The sequence below is a fragment of the Streptomyces glaucescens genome, from assembly GCF_000761215.1.
Taxonomy (GTDB): domain Bacteria; phylum Actinomycetota; class Actinomycetes; order Streptomycetales; family Streptomycetaceae; genus Streptomyces; species Streptomyces glaucescens_B.
Genome location: NZ_CP009438.1, coordinates 3,398,589 through 3,413,595, shown reverse-complemented (window position 1 = coordinate 3,413,595; position 15,007 = coordinate 3,398,589). Strand labels below are relative to the sequence as shown.

General features: G+C 72.9%; 12 protein-coding genes. 6 read left to right on the top strand and 6 right to left on the bottom strand.

Translation table 11 applies throughout. From position 1 onward, the window contains the following. Nucleotides 1–111: 111 nt before the first annotated feature. Both SGLAU_RS14670 and SGLAU_RS14665 read left to right on the top strand, forming a co-directional pair. Nucleotides 112–939: a DNA-binding protein gene (locus tag SGLAU_RS14670; RefSeq protein WP_052413757.1), complete on the top strand. Its 828-nt coding sequence runs from the start codon at nt 112–114 to the stop codon at nt 937–939. Nucleotides 940–1,141: 202 nt separating this feature from the next. After that, nucleotides 1,142–2,257: an ADP-ribosylglycohydrolase family protein gene (locus tag SGLAU_RS14665; protein WP_043501768.1), complete on the top strand. Its 1,116-nt coding sequence runs from the start codon at nt 1,142–1,144 to the stop codon at nt 2,255–2,257. Nucleotides 2,258–2,284: 27 nt separating this feature from the next. On the opposite strand, the gene SGLAU_RS14660 is transcribed toward SGLAU_RS14665, so the two are convergent. The 3 genes from SGLAU_RS14660 to SGLAU_RS14650 form a co-directional block, all read right to left on the bottom strand. Then, complete coding sequence (locus SGLAU_RS14660; protein ID WP_043501766.1) at nt 2,285–3,862, bottom strand: sodium:solute symporter family protein; 1,578 nt, start codon at nt 3,860–3,862, stop codon at nt 2,285–2,287. Between the two features lie 239 nt (nt 3,863–4,101). After that, a complete protein-coding gene (locus SGLAU_RS14655; RefSeq protein WP_043501764.1) occupies nt 4,102–5,976 on the bottom strand; it encodes a hypothetical protein in 1,875 nt (624 codons plus the stop codon). Between the two features lie 194 nt (nt 5,977–6,170). Next, nucleotides 6,171–8,822, bottom strand: coding sequence for a D-alanyl-D-alanine carboxypeptidase (locus tag SGLAU_RS14650; RefSeq protein WP_078957724.1), 2,652 nt, complete (start codon nt 8,820–8,822; stop codon nt 6,171–6,173). A 216-nt stretch (nt 8,823–9,038) separates the two neighbouring features. Here SGLAU_RS14650 and SGLAU_RS14645 point away from each other — a divergent pair, with 216 nt between their 5' ends. The 3 genes from SGLAU_RS14645 to SGLAU_RS14635 all read left to right on the top strand — a co-directional run bounded on the left by SGLAU_RS14645 (nt 9,039) and on the right by SGLAU_RS14635 (nt 11,345). Continuing rightward, the gene (locus SGLAU_RS14645) at nt 9,039–9,791 is read left to right on the top strand and encodes a GOLPH3/VPS74 family protein (protein WP_043501763.1); all 753 of its coding nucleotides are present in this window, start codon (nt 9,039–9,041) and stop codon (nt 9,789–9,791) included. 323 nt (nt 9,792–10,114) lie between these two features. Beyond that, complete coding sequence (locus SGLAU_RS14640) at nt 10,115–10,978, top strand: helix-turn-helix domain-containing protein (RefSeq protein ID WP_043501761.1); 864 nt, start codon at nt 10,115–10,117, stop codon at nt 10,976–10,978. A 175-nt stretch (nt 10,979–11,153) separates the two neighbouring features. Next, entirely contained in the window at nt 11,154–11,345 is a 192-nt protein-coding gene (locus SGLAU_RS14635) for a DUF397 domain-containing protein (RefSeq protein ID WP_043501758.1), read from the top strand. A gap of 136 nt (nt 11,346–11,481) precedes the next feature. Here the strand turns inward: SGLAU_RS14635 and SGLAU_RS14630 are convergent, their stop codons facing one another. After that, nucleotides 11,482–11,979 carry a glutathione peroxidase gene (locus tag SGLAU_RS14630; RefSeq protein ID WP_043501756.1) on the bottom strand — a complete coding sequence of 166 codons (498 nt, stop codon included), beginning with the start codon at nt 11,977–11,979 and terminating at the stop codon, nt 11,482–11,484. Nucleotides 11,980–11,989: 10 nt separating this feature from the next. Continuing rightward, complete coding sequence (locus SGLAU_RS14625) at nt 11,990–13,018, bottom strand: ArsR/SmtB family transcription factor (RefSeq protein ID WP_043501755.1); 1,029 nt, start codon at nt 13,016–13,018, stop codon at nt 11,990–11,992. A gap of 82 nt (nt 13,019–13,100) precedes the next feature. On the opposite strand from SGLAU_RS14625, the gene SGLAU_RS14620 reads away from it, so the two are divergent. Then, nucleotides 13,101–14,366: an MFS transporter gene (locus tag SGLAU_RS14620; RefSeq protein WP_078957723.1), complete on the top strand. Its 1,266-nt coding sequence runs from the start codon at nt 13,101–13,103 to the stop codon at nt 14,364–14,366. A gap of 114 nt (nt 14,367–14,480) precedes the next feature. Here SGLAU_RS14620 and SGLAU_RS14615 read toward each other — a convergent pair whose 3' ends face one another. After that, entirely contained in the window at nt 14,481–14,723 is a 243-nt protein-coding gene (locus SGLAU_RS14615) for a hypothetical protein (protein ID WP_043501753.1), read from the bottom strand. Nucleotides 14,724–15,007: the final 284 nt, after the last annotated feature.

Below are 15,007 nucleotides of genomic sequence, written 5' to 3'. Positions count from 1 at the left end.
GGTGCAGCGTCAGTCGCGACAACCCCAGACACGCCTCACATGCATCGGCCCTCGCCGGGACTGCCATCCCAGTGCGAGGGCCTGATCACCAAGGAAGAAAGCCGCTTCCCGATGACTGAGCAGCACCCTAACGCGCATGCGCGTGCCGCGTCCGGCCGTTACTCGTCCGGAGTACAGCACGTCAACGAGCCTCACCACGACCACTTCACCGTGGTCGGGAACCACCTCGCCCAGCACCCCGAGCTGTCGCTGACGGCGATCGGCCTGGCGACGCACATCCAGTCGCTGCCCGCCGGGACCCCGATCGGCATCAAGACGCTGGCGGCGAAGTTCCCCGAGGGGGAGATCCGCATCGCGGCGGCGCTGCGCGAGCTGGAGGAGCACGGCTACCTCGCACGCCTCAAGGAGCGTCTTCAATCGGGCCGAGTCGTGACCCGGACGGTCTCGTACAACAGGCCCCGCCCGGCGGTGACGGCCGCCGCGGATCCGGCCACGGCTCCCGCTTCCCCCGAACGCAGGCCCCCCGCCCCCGAGCGCAGGCCCCCCGCCCCCGCCCCGCAGCCCTCCGCCGCCACCGATCTCCTCACGCGCCTCCGCGCCCACGACTCGCGCCTCCTGCTGAGCGAGCGGGACGTGCACCGCCTGGCCCCGGCGGTCACGGCCTGGCTGGACAGGGGCGTGCCCGCCACCGCCGTGGAGCGCACCCTCACAGCCGGCCTCCCCGAGGACCCCATCCGCCACCCGGCGGCCTTCCTGTCCCGCCGCCTCACCACTCTCCTGCCGCCGCCCCTTCCTCCGGCCCTCCAGCCGTCGACCACCGGACCCCGCCAGAACCCCCGCCCGAACCCCCTGCAGACGTGCGACGGCTGCGAGCGGGCCTTCCGCGCCCCGCAACCGGGCCGCTGCCGGGACTGCCGCACGCCAGGTGTGGCGGCTTAGCCCGGCACCGGGAGCGAGGAAGCCAGCCGCTGACGAGCCCTGCCGCAACCCGCTTCCTCCCCGTGCCCCGACACGCCTGCCTCCGTCTGCAGCGTCACCCGGTACGGCTGAAAGCCGTCGATTCGCCCCCTGAGCCCCACCACCCCCGTTCGATTACAGTGCTCGCGTCGTAGCGGAGCGGGCGGTTCGCCGGGAGGTCTAGGTGGGTGCGACAGCCGGGCCTGTCTGGGGGCGGGCCGAGCAGCAGGACTTCCGGAGCAGGGTGCGCGGCACGCTGCTGGGCGTGGCCGTCGGCGACGCGCTGGGGGCGCCGGTCGACCGGATGGGGATCGAGGAGATACGGGAGGCGTACGGCCCGGAGGGGATCGTGGACCTCGTACCCGCCTACGGCCGGCGCGGCGCGGTCACCCACCTCACCCAGCTCACCCTGTTCAGCGTGGACGGCCTGATACGCGCCCAGGTGCGCCGGGACACCGGAGCCTGGCACCCGCCGACCGATCTGCACCGGGCGTATCTGCGCTGGGCGGCCACCCAGCGGGACTGGGGTCCCGACGAGCGGCGCGCGGAGGACGGGTGGCTGGCCCGGGAGGAGTGGCTGTACGCCCGCCGGGGGCCGTCCCGCTCGCTGCTGGCCGGCTTCGGTGACGAGCGGATGGGCACGCTGGAGGCGCCCAAGAATCCCGGCGAGGCCGGTCCCGAGGCCGCCGCGCGTTCCGCGCCGTTCGGGCTGCTCGTCGGCTGGGAACCGCAGCTCGTCGCCCAGCTCGCGGTGGAGTGCGCGGCGCAGAGCCACGGGCACCCGGCCGCCACTCTGTCCGCCGGCGCGTACGCGGTCGTCGTCCACGGGCTGGCCCGCGGCGAGAGCCTCGACGGTGCCGTGCAGCACGCGCTGGCGACGCTGGCGGCGCGGCCGGGGCACGAGCCGGTGTCGGACGCGTTGCAGCGTGCCCTGGGCGCCGTACGGCAGGGCATGCCCACCCCGGGCAGGGTGGAGGAGCTGGCCGGCGGCGGCACCGCCGAGGGCATCCTGTCCGCCGCCGTCTACTGCTCCCTCGTCGGCGAGGACGTGCGCCACGGCCTCCGGCTGGCCGCCAACCACGGCGGTCCCTCCGCCGCGGCCACCGCGCTCACCGGCGGCCTGCTCGGCGCCCTGCACGGCGAGACGGCCCTCCCCCCGGCCTGGCTGGCCGAACTGGAGGGCCGTCCCACGATCCTGGAACTCGCCGACGACTTCGCCATGGAGATGACCCAGGGGCCCGCGCTGCACGGCCCGGCGGGGGCGTCCCCCGCGTGGCTGACCCGGTACCCCCGGGCCTGATCCGGCCGGACCGGCTCCGAGGGCGGGTCAGTCCTTGACCGTCACGCCCGGCGCCCCGCCCTGCTGTGCCGGGACCGCCGCCGCGGCGCCCGCCGCGCCCGGGCCGTCGTCGTCCGTGTTGATGCGCTCGATGATGGCCAGGCGCTCCGGGGTGTCCTCCGGCTTGAGGTAGCCGACGAGGACGTAGAGGACCAGGGAGACGGCGAGCGGGATGGAGACCTGGTACTGGAGGGGGACGCCGCCGTCGACGTTCCAGTGGACGGGGTAGTTCACCAGCCAGAAGACGAACAGGCCGGTGGCCCAGCTGACGAGGGCCGCGGTGGGGCCGGAGCGGCGGAAGGGGCGGAGCAGGCCGAGCATCATGGGGATGGCCATGGGGCCCATCAGGCCGGCGACCCACTTGATGACGACGGTGATGATGTCGCCGAAGGTGGGGGAGTTGACCTGGGTGGCCGCCGCCATGGAGAGGCCGAGGAAGACGACGGTGGTGATGCGGGCGACCCGCAGGCCCTGCCCCTCGCTCCAGGCCCGGGCGCGCCGCCACACCACCGGTGCGCAGTCCCTGGTGAACACCGCGGCGATGGCGTTGGCGTCGGAGGAGCACATGGCCATGGTGTGGGAGAAGAAGCCGACGATGACGAGGCCCAGCAGGCCGTGCGGGAGGAGCTGTTCGGTCATCAGGCCGTAGGAGTCGGAGCCGTCGGCCTTCTGCGACTCGACCAGCAGCGGGGACATCCACATGGGGAAGAAGAGGACCAGCGGCCAGACCAGCCACAGGACGGCCGACAGGCGGGCCGAGCGGGCGGCCTCGTGCGCGTTGGACGTGGCCATGTAGCGCTGGGCCTGGTTGAGCATGCCGCCGTTGTACTCGAAGAGCTTGATGAAGAGGAAGGCCAGCAGGAACACCGTGCCGTAGGGGCCGACCAGCGGTTCGCCGTGGCCCTGGAGTTCGGGCTCGTCCCAGGCGCCGAGGAAGCCGATGCCCTTGTCGTTGAGCTCCATGACGACGGCGACGAACATGGCGATGCCGGCCAGGAACTGGATGACGAACTGGCCGAGTTCCGTCAGCGCGTCCGCCCACAGGCCGCCGATCGTGCAGTAGACGGCGGTGATGGTGCCGGTGATGAGGATGCCCTGGTTCAGGGAGATGCCGGTGAAGACCGACAGCAGGGTGGCGATGGCCGCCCATTTCGCGCCGACGTCCACGATCTTCAGCAGCATTCCGGACCAGGCCAGTGCCTGCTGGGTCTTGAGGTCGTAGCGGTTTTTCAGGTACTCCAGCGGCGAGGCCACGTGGAGCCGGGAGCGCAGCCGGTTGATCCGCGGGGCGAACAGCTTCGAGCCGATGGCGATGCCCAGGGCGATGGGGAACGACCAGGTGACGAAGGACGTGACGCCGTAGGTGTAGGCGATGCCCGCGTAGCCCGTGAACATCACCGCGCTGTAGCCGGACATGTGGTGCGAGATGCCCGACAGCCACCAGGGCATCTTGCCGCCCGCGGTGAAGAAGTCGCTGACGTTGTCCACGCGTTTGTGCGACCAGACGCCGATGGCCACCATCACGCCGAAGTAGCCGATGAGCACGGCCCAGTCGAGACTGTTCATGTGCCACCCTTCCAGGGTCCGCCCGGGGTCCGCCTTGTGAACGGCCCGCTCATCGTGAGTGGGCTGACAGGGGCGCGACAAGGAACGGGAAGGTCAAGGGCTGGCAAAATAGTTCTGCACGATGACCGGCGTTCATGAACATGAACAAAGGAAAAGGGCCGACGGAACCGTCGGCCCTTCCTCGTTCCGACGACGTCAGCGCACCGCGCCGGCCGCCGCGAGGGTCCCGCTCGCGCCGCTCACCGCAGCTCCTCCGGGCACGGCGTCCCGCGCGGCCAGTCGTACGGCGAGGCCAGCCGGTAGGTGCCCGCGCGGGGCGCGAGGAGCATCGTCCACCTGTCGCCCTCCTCGTCCTCCTCCGTCTCCATCAGGCAGCCGTTGACGTTCTCGTACGTCTTCGGCTCGCCCTCGGGACGGTTCTCGGACTCCTCCGTCTCGCGCGGCCCCTCGACCCCCTTGCCCTCCTCGTCGACCAGCTTCAGCCACGGCGAGTAGGGGACGCGGATCAGCACCCGGCCCGGCTCGGCGACCCGCAGGGTCATCTCGCCCTGCTCGGCGCGCTCCACGGTGGCCGGTGGATCGGCGAGCGGGGCGGGGTCCTTGACCCGGAACAGCTGCCAGTTCGCGTCGCCCCAGATCTGCTCCAGGTACGGCAGCCCCCGCTGCACCAGCTCGCGTTCGCGCTGCCCGCCGTCACCGTCCGGCTCGTCCTTCGGCAGCACCACGAAGTGCACCGCCCAGCGCTTGAGCCACAGGTGGTAGTTGGCCGAGTTCAGGGTGTCGTCGTAGAAGAGCGGGTTGCGCTCCATGTCGGCCTGGCGGTTCCAGCCGCGGGCCAGGTTGATGTACGGGGCGAGCGCGGACGCCTCGCGGTGCGAGCGGGCCGGGACCACCTCGACGCGGCCCTTGCCGGCGCCGACCTCCTGCAACTCGTTGACGAGCGGGGCCAGCTCACGGGCCCAGGAGGCACGCGGCGTGGTGCGCACCACGTCGTCGGCCGACTTGAAGCCTATCCACGCGACGAACCCGACGACGGCGACGACGAGCGCGTACCACTTGCGTGAGCGCGGCACCGTGAACGGCAGCGCCGCCACCAGCGCCACACCCGCGAACAGCATCGCGAGCCGCGTGATGTTCGAGCCGATCTGCGAGCTGATCAGCCAGACCAGCAGCACGGAGAGGCAGTAGACCGCGGAGGTGATCCGCACGGTGGTCCACTCCCGCGGGACGAACAGGAAGACCAGCAGCGCGTACAGCATGGGCAGCCCGGCCGAGCCGAACGACATCGGCTGGGTGCCGGAGAACGGGAACGCCAGGGCGGAGACCGCGACCACCGCCACCGGTCCCAGCCCGAGCGCCCAGGCGCCCGGCCGCCGCCTCTGGAGGAACAGCGCCACCGCCACCAGGCCCACGAACAGGCCCGCGACCGGTGACGACATGGTGGCCAGCGCGGCCAGCGGCGCCGCGCACAGCGCCTTCGCCCAGCGCTTGTGGCGCCAGCGGTGGGGCCAGCAGAACACCGCCGCGACGGCCGCGAGGGCGAACAGGGTGCCGAGGCCGAAGGTGACCCGGCCCGAGGCGGCGTTGCCGAGCAGTCCGAACACACCCGCGAGCGCGGGCCACAGCGGTTTGCGCACCACCCGGCTGCGGATCAGGATCAGCGTCAGCAGGCCCGCTGACAGCGTCCCGGCGATCATCATCGTCGTCCGGACGCCGAGCACCGACATCAGGTACGGCGACACCACGCTGTACGAGACCGGGTGCATCCCGCCGTACCAGGCGAGGTTGTACGCGGAGTCCGGGTGCCGGCCGACGAACTCCGCCCAGGCGTCCTGCGCCGCGAGATCGCCACCGCTGTTCGCGAACGTGAAGAACCAGACGATGTGCAGCACGCCGGCCACGGCCGTGACGAAGAGCACCGGGTGCCGCAGCACCCGGTCACGGACGGCGTGCACCGCCGGACGCCGCTCCGCCCGCTGCTGCTCCTGCTCGTGCTGCTGTTCCCGCTCAGGCCGGTCCGGAGGCTGCGAGGCGCCCCCGGGTACGCGTATTCGCGGGCCGTCTCCCGGGCCCGGACCGGTGTCGTCGGTGCGTGTCGGCTCCGCAGTGGCCACCTGAAGGCACTCCCCGTGTCCCGTTCTTCTGTTCTCGGCCGCGTGGTCCGTTCGCCGACCGTTCCCTGGAGGGTCTCCGGGAGTTCCCGTCCGCTTCCCCCACGCGGGCGGCCTGTCCCGATTCGTGACGCTAGCACGCACCCCGCCGGGAGGCTCCCTCGTGGGTCCCGGCGGGGTGCGCGCATGCCGTGTGATCAGCCGATACGGGTCACCTTGTCCATGAAGCCCGGCTCGGCCAGATCGTCCCCGAGGGCGACCGGCACCTTCACGGCACCCGCGGTCGCCCCGTCACCGACGGTGAGCGTGCCGACCTTCGTCCCCGCCTTCGCCGTGTGCGGCAGCTCGTCCGCGGCGAACGACAGCTTCACCGTGAGCCCGGCCCAGCCGACCGCGGTCACGTCCTGCGTGGCGACCACCGGCGTACGGCCGCCCAGACCGTCGTCCACGTAGCCGACGACGTCGCCCTTCTTCAGGATCGTCGCCGACTCCAGCGCGTCCTGCGCGGCCCGGATGAGCTGGTCGCCCGCGGACAGGGCGCCCTGGAGGATGGTGTTGTCCTTGCCGCCCGGGGGCTGGCGCACGACCGCGCCGACGATGGTGTGGGTCTCGCCGCCGATCTCCTTCTTCGCCGCGAACACCAGGTTGCCGAGGGCGGAGGTGGTGGTGCCGGTCTTGATGCCGACGACGTTGTTGCTGCCGACCAGCTCGTTCCAGTTGCGGCGGTTGACGCCCTTGTAGTCGTCGTACGACATCATCGCGGCGACCTCGCGGAACGCGGGCAGCGTCATCGCGGCCTTGGCGAGCTTCACCTGGTCCACGGCCGTGCTGACCGTGGTGTCGTTCAGGCCCGAGGGGTCGGTGTACGTCGTGTTGGTCATGCCGAGGTCCTTCGCGGTGGCGTTCATCTTCGCCACGAAGTCCTTCTCCGCGCCCGCGTCCCAACGGGCCAGCAGCCGCGCCACATTGTTCGCGGACGCGATGAGGATGCTCTCCAGGGCCTCGCGCTCGGAGATCCGGTCGCCCGCGAAGACGTCGACCGTCGACTCCTGGCCGGCGTCCGACTGCTCCTCCGCCGCCTGGTCGATCTTGATCATCGGACCCTCCTCGCCGCTCTTCAGCGGGTGCTCGCGGAGGATCACGTACGCCGTCATGACCTTGGCGACACTCGCGATCGGCACCGGCTTCTGCTCGCCGGACGAACCGAACGTGCCGATGCCCTGGACGTCGAGGGCGGCCTGGCCCTCCTGCGGCCACGGGATACCGGCCTTGGAGCCGTCGAAGGTGTAGCTGTCCTCGGCGGTGAGCTCGAGGGTGGGCGTCGGCAGCGGACGCACCGACTGGATCACCGCGACCACGACCACCAGCAGCAGCACCAGCGGCGTCCAGATCTTCACCCGGCGCACGGCCGTGCGCAGCGGCGTCTGCGGAGGCGGCGGCGTGTTCGTCAGCTCCGCCAGCAGGTCGAGCGGCGGCTTCGGCGGCAGCGGCTGCTGGGTGGTCCGCTCCGGGCCGATCTGGGGCACGGCGGCGGTGACGTCGGCCGGGGTGACGGGGCCCGCGGGCGCGGCCGGTGCGGCCCGTCCGGCCGGCTTCGCGGGCGCGGCCGTACGGGGCTTGCGCGCCGCCGGGTCGTCCAGCTCCTTCAGCGCGACGAACGTGCTGGTCCGCTCGGCTTCCTTCTCGCCGCCCCCACGCTTCGCCGGGTCACCGGCGGGCTCCTTCGCCCCCTCGGCGGACGCCTCGGGCCCGTCGGCGGACTTCTTGCCCTCGTCGGCGGGCTTCTCGGCCTGGGCGGCGGGCTTCTCGGCCTGGGCGGCGGGCTTCTCGGCCTGAGCGGCGGGCTTCTCGGCCTCCTCGGGCTGCTTCGGCTCCTCGGCGGGCTTCGCCTTGGCGGCGTCGCCCAGCTTCAGCATGGTGGTGGGCTGGTCGACCGCGGGCTTCGGCGGCCGTACGGCCTTGAAGACGGTGGTGGGCTGGTCGACGGGCGTCTCGTCGTCCGACCCGGCCCGGGAGGAGTCCTCGCCGGAGCCCTTGCCGGCGCCGACGTCGGCCTCGCTCTCGTCCGCGTCGGTGTCCTCGGCCACCCGAGCCGAACCGGCACCGGTCTCCGCGGAATCCGCGGTGTCGGTGTCGGTGTCGGTGTCGGCGTCGGCTCCGGTGTCCGTGTCGGCTCCGGTGTCCGTGGCGGCGTCGTCGTCGGCCCCGGGCTCGGCGCTGCTCGCGTCCGAGTCCGCGCCCGATTCCGCGTCCGCATCCGTGTCCGCGTCATCGGCCGTGACCCCGGCGTCCGCCCCGGCCTTCTCGGACTCCTGCGCGGCCCCGTCCGCACCCGCGTCGGCGGCGGCCGATGACTGCTCGTCACCCTCGGCCCGTGCGCCGCCCTCGGCGTCGCCCGCGTCCTCGTCCCCGGCCTTCGCCGGGGCCCCGGCGACCGCGCCGGGCTCATCCTTCGCGGTCCCACCCGCCGCGGTGTCGTCCTCCGCGGCGTCGGCCTGCGTGCCCTCGGCCTCCGCCGGCCCGGTGCCGCCGGACCCCTTCGAGGACTCCGGTCCGTCGGACGGGGGCTCGTCCGCCGAGCGGACCCATGCCGCCACCGCGGCGCGCAACTCCCGTTCGTCCTTCTTCCCGGCGGCCTCGGCCGCGCCCTTGCGGGCCTCCGCGAGGTCCTTCGCCGAGAGGATCCGCGTTGCCGTGTCGACACCCGCCCGGGCCACGGCGAGGCGCGGATCGTCCGCCTCCCGCCTGGCCTCGGGAACCGGACCCGCGCTCCCCGACGTCGGTTCTGCCGACGACTCGCGCTGCTTCGACCTGTCGGGGGACTCGCCCGCCACCGATGCCTCCTCCATGCCGCACGTTCCCGTGCGCCTACCGAACCGAACCACCGCCCGGACACCCGGCCACCACGGTGTCCGAACCATGTACCAGTGTCCTGTGTGCGGGTTAAACCCAAGCGGTAGACGAGAACGACATACCTACCGGTTCCCTTACGAACCGGTCACGCACCCTCGACAGACCAATGTGAGAGGGGTCACCCTGTCATTCATCCACGCGGGGAGGCATGGATGGGCAGGAGCCGCAGAACACTTCCGGAGGAGCTTCTGCTGCTGGCGTTGGACCCGACCACGGGTACCACCGCACAGCCGCAGTCGCTCGACCTGGGTCTGGCCGGAGCACAGCTAGTGGAGCTGGCGCTGGCCGGACGGATAGCCCCAGACGGGGATCGTATCGCCGTGGTGGTACCACGGCCGACAGGAGATCCGACACTGGACTGCGCGTTGGAGCTGCTGCGAAGGCGCGGCGCTCCGGTACGGGCCGTCCACTGGATCGGCGGGCCGCGTCTCGGGCTCCGCCAGACGTACCTCTCGCATCTGGAGCGGTGCGGCATGGTGCATGCCGTCGAGGGCCAGATGTGCGGGGTGTTGCCGACGACTCGCTACCAGGCGACGGACAACGCCATCAGCCGGGAGATCAGGGCCCGGCTGGATTCCGCGATCCGCACCGGCGTACCGCCGGACCCGCGGACCGCGGCGCTCGCCGCCCTGGCGCACGCGGTGGGGCTCGGCAAGCACCTGTACCCGGGGAACGAGGGACGCTCGTCCCGCTCCCGGCTGCGGGACCTGATCAGGCACGACCCCATGGGCGGCCTCGTGGCGCACGCCGTGATGGACGTCCAGAACGGCGTGGCGGCCCAGCCGCGCCGTGCCGCGGCGGGACCGGCAGGCCGGCAGGCCACCGGAGCCAGGGCGGCCGAACCCGCACGCGGGGTTCCGGCCCAGCCGCACCGCGGCAGCATGGCACGCGCCGTGGCCCACTGAGCCGCCGTCCGGCGGCGGCCGGTTCGGCGGACACTCGGTACCACGGCGGCACGGCGAACACGAGCCCGGTTCGGGAGCCGCGAGCCGCGCGGGGTGACGGAACGCGTCGTTCGGACGACGCGCGCGTCCGTCACCCCGCGCGGACGCATGTGTGCCCGCGGAGGCATGTGCCTGGGCACGCGTGTGTGCCCTGACGCATGCGCCCGGGGGATCTGGCGTGTACCCGCCGCATATCCGGGGTTTCCCAGCGGTAGGAACCGGCTTGGTGGCAGTCTGCTCAACAGCAGATACGCAAAGTTGCAGCAGCCGGAGGTGCACGTCCCGTGGCGTCCAATGTCAATCCCACCGTCAGGCGGCGCCGGCTGGGCCAGGAGTTGCGCAGGCTCCGTGAGCTCAAGGGCATGACGGCCGAAGAGGTGGCGGAGCGGCTGCTGGTGTCGCAGTCGAAGATCAGCCGTCTGGAGAACGGCCGCCGCAGCATCAGCCAGCGCGATGTGCGCGACCTGTGCGGGGTCTACGAGGTGGAGGACCACCGGATCGTCGATTCGCTGATGCAGATGGCGAAGGACTCGCGGCAGCAGGGCTGGTGGCACTCCTTCGGAGACATCCCGTACAGCGTCTACATCGGCCTGGAGACCGACGCGGCCAGCCTGCGGGTGTACGACCCGCAGGTGGTGCCCGGCCTGCTCCAGACCCGCGGCTACGCGGAGGCGCTGATCCAGGGCGCCCTGCCGGAGGCGACACCGGCCGACATCGACAAGCGGGTGCAGGCCAGACTGCGGCGGCAGGAACGTATTGCCGCCGAGGAGAACCCGCTGCGGCTGTGGGCGGTGCTCGACGAGGCGGCGGTGCGCCGCGAGGTCGGCGGCAAGCAGGTGATGATCGAGCAGCTCGAGTACCTGCTGGAGATGTCCCAGTTGCCGCACGTCACCGTGCAGTTGATCCCGTTCCAGATGGGCGCCCACCCCGGGGTGAGCGGGCAGTACGCCATCCTGGAGTTCCCGGACGCCGCCGATTCGAGCGTCGTCTACATCGAGGGCGTCACCAGCGATCTCTACCTGGAGAAGGCGCAGGATGTCCAGAAATATGCAGTGATGTACGAGCACTTGCGGGCGCAGGCGCTGAATGTAGAGCAAACCCGGGAATACATCGCCGAAGTGGTGAAGGAATACGCCGGTCTGCGGTGAGGCGCCGCAAAGTACACCGTGGCCCCGATCGGGCGGAAGAGCCCATTGGAATATGCCATCCGGTCGAGTGAATAGTCGCTCCGGACTTCCGCGTGGGCGAGTAGCGTCGATCACGCCATCGAGCAAGAACGTTGGCGTGAAGGCACCAACTCAGCAACCGGTAACTGGAGCGAAAATGGCGATCAAGCAGGGCGCGACGGACACGTGGGTCAAGTCCTCCTACTCGCAGGGCAACGGCGCGTGCGTCGAGATCAAGTCCCCGGTTCCGTCGGCCATGGCCGTCCGGGACTCCAAGGTCCGGCGGGGCCCGGTGCTGGCCTTCCCCGCCACCGCCTGGAACACCTTCGTGGCGTCGGTCAAGGCGTAAGGCGCCCGCACCGCCCGCGGGGTACGAGCGACACCCCGGCACCACCCCAGAGCCCTCTCGACGAGCCCGCCGTCCTTGCCGAGGGGGCTCGGCTCGTGCCCGCCCGGGCCACCGCCGAACCCCCGGCCGGACCGGCTCAGCCGAGCTGCGCCTCGATCGCGGCGACGACCTCCGGCGACTCCGGCTCGACCTGCGGGGAGAAGCGGGCGACGACACTGCCGTCCCGGCCGATCAGGAACTTCTCGAAGTTCCAGCGGATGTCCCCGCTGTGCCCCTCCGCGTCCGCGAAGCCGGTCAGCCGCTCGTACAGGGGATGCCGGTTCTCGCCGTTGACCTCGACCTTCTCGGTCATCGGGAAGGTCACGCCGTAGGTCGCGGAGCAGAACTCGGCGATCTCCTCGGCGCTGCCGGGCTCCTGGCCCATGAACTGGTTGCACGGCACGCCGAGCACGGTGAAGCCCCGCTCCGCGTACCGCTCCTGGAGCCGCTCCAGGCCGGCGTACTGCGGGGTCAGGCCACACTTGGAGGCCACGTTCACCACGAGCACGGCCTGCCCGGCGTACTGCTTGAGGTCGGCGGCGCCGCCCTGGAGTGCGTCGATGCCGACGTCGAGGGGGGATGCGTTGGTCGTCATACGGCGGATGCTAACTCCGCCGGCCCGCGGCAGCCCCGTCCGGCACCTCCCCGGCGCCCGGCACGAGCCCTTCGCCGGCCGCCGCCCGTACGAGGACGTCGCCCGCCGCCGTCCGGGCGTACAGCACCGAGCGTCCCGACCGCCGCCCCTCCACCAGGCCCGCGTCCCGCAGCACCCGCAGATGCCGTCCCACCGAGCCGAGACCCTGCCCGGTCAGGGCGGTCAGCTGGGTGGTGCTCAGGGGTGAGCCGAGGAGGACGAGGACCGTCGCGCGGGCCCGGCCGAGCAGGGCGCCGAGACGCGCGGGCACCGGCCGGGCCCGCTCCCCGGCGAGCGGGCCGGCGCACGGGTAGACGAGGGCGTACCGCTGCCGCTCCGGCTCCTCCCAGCTCACCCAGCCGGTGCGGGGCGTGACCGGGACGAGCACCAGCTCGGCCCCGGAGACGTCCCGCGGCGGGTACTCGTGGAGATTGACCTGGAACCGGTTGGCGCCGAGCCAGCGGGTGCCGGGCCGCAGCGCGTCCAGCACCGCCGCCCAGCCGCCCTGGCTCATCCGCGCGGTCCGGGCCACCACATCGGCCTCCAGGACGCGCCGGCGCCGGGACCAGTACGGCCGTACGGCCTCGGTCCACACATGGGTGAGCAGCGCCGCCGCGCGCTGCGGCAGATCGTCGCGGTCCAGCTCGGCGGGGAGCGGACCGCCCAGGGACATGCGCAGGTGGCCGCGGGCGGCCGCCGGGTCGGTGGCGCGGATCCGGGCGGCGGCCCGCGTGAAGTCCTCGCCGTCCAGCGGGGTCGGGGTGAAGAAGTCGGCGATCCAGTCCCGGCCGAGTCCGGCGCGCACCAGCAGCGCGGTCACCGGGTCGGCGGCCAGACGGGCGCGGTAGCCGGGGAGGTGGGCGCGCAGCCAGGCCTGCTCGCCGGGGTGCCGGCCGCTCGCGGTGTGCAGCAGCCGCAGGCTCGCGAAGGTCTCGGCGTACGGCGAGATCAGGAACCGGCTGCGGGCGAGGGTGTCGGCGTCGACCTGCCACCAGCCCATCGGTCCCCTCCTCGTTCCGCCGGTCGTTTCGCCGGTGCGCGAAACAATAACGGGGCGGCCGCGGGCGCCGCAGACTCCGGGCATGCGCACACCTTCCGGCTATTCAGGTCTGTTCCGCACACCGGAGTTCACTCCGCTCTTCCTGTCCACCGCCGCCCAGACCGCCGCCCAGACGCTCGGCGGACTGGCGCTCGGCACCCAGGTGTTCCGGGCGACCGGGTCGCCGCTGCTGGCGGCGGTGAGCATGTTCGGCCCCTCGCTCGCCCAGGTCGTCGGCGCCACCTTCCTGATGTCCGGGGCGGACCGGCTGCCGCCCCGGGCCACCCTCACCGGCGTGGCGCTGGCGTTCGCGGCCGGCACGGCGGTGCTCGCGGTGCCGGGACTGCCCGTCCAGGCGGTCCTCGCGGTCGTCCTCGTCCAGGGGCTGGTCGCCTCGCTGGGCGGGGGCGTGCGGTGGGGCCTGCTCACCGAGATCCTGTCCAAGGAGCGCTACCTGCTGGGGCGCTCGCTCTTCGGCATGACGAGCGGCCTCGCGCAGATCGCGGGCTTCGCGACGGGCGGCGTGCTGGTCGCGGCCCTGTCCCCGCGCCCCGCGCTGCTGCTGGCGGCGCTGCTGTACGCCGGGGCCGCACTCGGACTGCGGCTGGGTCTCACGGCCCGCCCGCCGCGCGCGTCCGGCCGTCCCTCGGTACGGGCCACCTGGCGGGCCAACGCGCTGCTGTGGTCGTCACCCGCACGCCGGTGCGTGTACCTCGCCCTGTGGGTGCCCAACGGGCTGATCGTCGGCTGCGAGTCGCTGTACGTCTCCTACGCGCCCGAAGCCGCCGGCACCCTGTTCGCCTGCGCGGCGCTCGGCATGTTCGCCGGGGACGTGACGATCGGCCGGCTGCTGTCCCCGGCGCGCCGGGCCCGGCTCGGGGTACCGCTGCTGCTGCTCCTGGCCGGGCCGTACCTGCTCTTCGCCCTGCGACCGCCGGTGCCGGTCGCCGCCGTGCTGGTGCTGGTGGCGTCCGCCGGGTTCGGGGCGAGTCTGGTGCAGCAGGAGCGGCTGGTGGCCCTCACGCCCGACGAACTCTCCGGGCACGCCCTCGGGTTGCACTCCGCCGGCATGCTCACGATGCAGGGGGCCAGCGCGGCCCTGGCGGGCGCGCTGGCCGAACTCACCTCACCGGGCGCGGCGATGACGGCGACGGCGGCGGCGTCGGTCACGGTGACGGCGGCGCTGGCACGGGGGCTGCGTACGGCGCGGACGGACAACGGCGTGGGCGAGGCGGCCACCGAAACGCCCGTGCACGCCCCTGCCGACCTGCCCCCGCACACCACCACCGACGCGCCCCCGACCCGCTGAACGCGGCCGCACCCGCTCCCTCCGCCGCCCCCGCGTACCCGCGGCCCAGCCGCACCGCGGCACCCAGCAGCACGCCGGCCGCGCCGCGACGGCACCCACGCGGGCGCGGACCCGCTACACCGTCCCGCCCCGCTTCCTCCCGCCCCGCACGACCCGGTCCCGGCACACCCACCGCCCGGCCAGGCCCACCGCGAGCGCCACGAGCAGAGCACCGGCGTCGATGACATGCGGCAGCCCGGGAAAGAAGCCGAAGAGGGCCACCGGCCCCGCCAGCCCCCCGAGGAACCCGACGATCCCGGCCCGCCGGCGCCGCGTCCCGCGGTCCCCGCCCGGTCTCCGCCTCCGCTGGTCGATCATGAACGGCCCCCTCCAAGGGTGCGGTGACACCGACTCGCGCGCCACGCTCCGTCGACGCGGCTGCGGGGGCACACGCCTGGTCCCGACGAGCCGAGGTCCGCGGGGAGTCGGCCGAGCGCCGTCGTCTCACCGGCTCAGGTGACCGGGCGGGCGGTGGGCTGACCTCGTCGTGTCCAGGGGGTGTCGAGGGGCGCGTACGACCTCGGGGGGAGGCGGGGGTGCCGGGCGGGGGAGGCGGGCTCGCCCGCCCGGGGGACGCGGGGGCGGGGGGCGGGCCGGGAGAC

Bases quoted from the DNA above. Each gene is read 5' to 3' on its own strand.
- SGLAU_RS14670 (WP_052413757.1), top strand. From the start codon at position 112: ATGACTGAGCAGCACCCTAACGCGCATGCGCGTGCCGCGTCCGGCCGT.
- SGLAU_RS14660 (WP_043501766.1), bottom strand. From the start codon at position 3,862: ATGAACAGTCTCGACTGGGCCGTGCTCATCGGCTACTTCGGCGTGATG.
- SGLAU_RS14650 (WP_078957724.1), bottom strand. From the start codon at position 8,822: ATGGAGGAGGCATCGGTGGCGGGCGAGTCCCCCGACAGGTCGAAGCAG.
- SGLAU_RS14645 (WP_043501763.1), top strand. From the start codon at position 9,039: ATGGGCAGGAGCCGCAGAACACTTCCGGAGGAGCTTCTGCTGCTGGCG.
- SGLAU_RS14635 (WP_043501758.1), top strand. From the start codon at position 11,154: ATGGCGATCAAGCAGGGCGCGACGGACACGTGGGTCAAGTCCTCCTAC.
- SGLAU_RS14630 (WP_043501756.1), bottom strand. From the start codon at position 11,979: ATGACGACCAACGCATCCCCCCTCGACGTCGGCATCGACGCACTCCAG.
- SGLAU_RS14625 (WP_043501755.1), bottom strand. From the start codon at position 13,018: ATGGGCTGGTGGCAGGTCGACGCCGACACCCTCGCCCGCAGCCGGTTC.
- SGLAU_RS14620 (WP_078957723.1), top strand. From the start codon at position 13,101: ATGCGCACACCTTCCGGCTATTCAGGTCTGTTCCGCACACCGGAGTTC.
- SGLAU_RS14615 (WP_043501753.1), bottom strand. From the start codon at position 14,723: ATGATCGACCAGCGGAGGCGGAGACCGGGCGGGGACCGCGGGACGCGG.